The sequence below is a fragment of the Neisseria sp. P0021.S007 genome (genome assembly GCF_051956855.1).
In genome coordinates, this window is the sequence record NZ_JBQCXA010000092.1 from 1 (window position 1) to 1265 (window position 1265).

Consider the following 1265-nt stretch of genomic DNA (forward strand, 5'->3'; position numbering starts at 1 on the left):
TTGATGGTGCTTTCTCAGATTTTAATTATCTGAAGAATAGAGATATAATTCAACAAACTTATGCATTCTGGTCAAAAGATATTGGTTTGTATATTGCTGAAGATACAGATACCCTACAATCAAATGAATGGAGTGAAAAAATTATATATCTATATAACCATATAGATATATAACAAGCATAGCCAGCGTAGCCAGTCTGTCTGATAGCAAGCGTGGGTGCTCGCACTCACGCGTTCTCTTTTTCGCTGTTAATCCGCTTTCAGGCAGCCTTAAAACCACTTACACTTACCTTTTTTGTTTTACCCCCCCTCTAAACTATGCCCACCATCACAACCCTAAACATCATCTCCCCTAAACTCTACCCCAATGAACAATGGAACGAAAGCGAAGCACTCGGTGCCATCACTTGGCTATGGTATAGGTGCAACGGATAGGAGAGGCTCATGTTTGTAATCGGCATTTTTGCGTTTTTCATGTTCATTATCAGCCTTTTTGTGTGTACGTTTGTGCTGATTGTTCAGTATTTGATTATTCGCCGTAAAATTCATCAAGACAAACGGGCAGTCAATTTTCGCGCCAAATATGCTACGCTTTCCACATTTTTTATACAATGGGTTGTTCTGAACGCATTCAGCCTCTTGCCTGCAAACCGTATGATTTTTTCACTGGCAGTCTTTACGGATATTTTACTTGGTTTTTTGTGGTTGTTTTTTGTTGCAACCAATGCAGATGAAATGTGGCGTTTGACCGGGCAAAAAGGCTACTTGTTGTGGCCTTTGGCAGCTGCTTCGGTTTGGGCAGTATGCTTCATTGCATTCAGCGTCAGATAGCACCATCAATAATTGCGGACAAATGCCGTCTGAAAACCTGAATGCTTTTTCAGACGGCATCAAAGTAGATTATCTTATCCATTTATAAGATAATGGTTTCAACTTTTCAAGTCTGGAGGAATCCCAATGAGCCAAAACCATACCATTTTACAAAATCTCCCCGTCGGTCAAAAAGTCGGCATCGCCTTCTCCGGCGGTCTTGATACCTCTGCCGCGCTGTTGTGGATGAAACTCAAAGGCGCACTGCCTTACGCCTACACCGCCAACCTCGGCCAACCTGACGAAGACGATTACAACGCTATTCCTAAAAAAGCGATGGAATACGGCGCAGAAAATGCCCGCCTGATTGACTGCCGCGCGCAGTTGGCACACGAGGGCATCGCCGCCATCCAATGCGGTGCGTTCCACGTTTCCACCGGCGGCATAGCCTATTTC

At 43.9% G+C, this 1265-nt stretch carries 2 protein-coding genes; both read left to right on the forward strand.

Annotation, left to right across the window (positions count from 1 at the left end):
• Positions 1–317 precede the first annotated feature (317 nt).
• Positions 318–434, forward strand: a complete 117-nt coding sequence (locus tag ACTHUR_RS11360; protein ID WP_083290052.1) for a hemolysin D — start codon at positions 318–320, stop codon at positions 432–434.
• Between the two features lie 522 nt (positions 435–956).
• Positions 957–1265 (forward strand): argininosuccinate synthase domain-containing protein (locus ACTHUR_RS11365; RefSeq protein ID WP_440398639.1); only part of this gene is annotated, 309 nt, incomplete at its 3' end.

Coding starts and splice junctions, on each gene's coding strand:
- ACTHUR_RS11360 (WP_083290052.1), top strand. CDS start 318: ATGCCCACCATCACAACCCTAAACATCATCTCCCCTAAACTCTACCCC.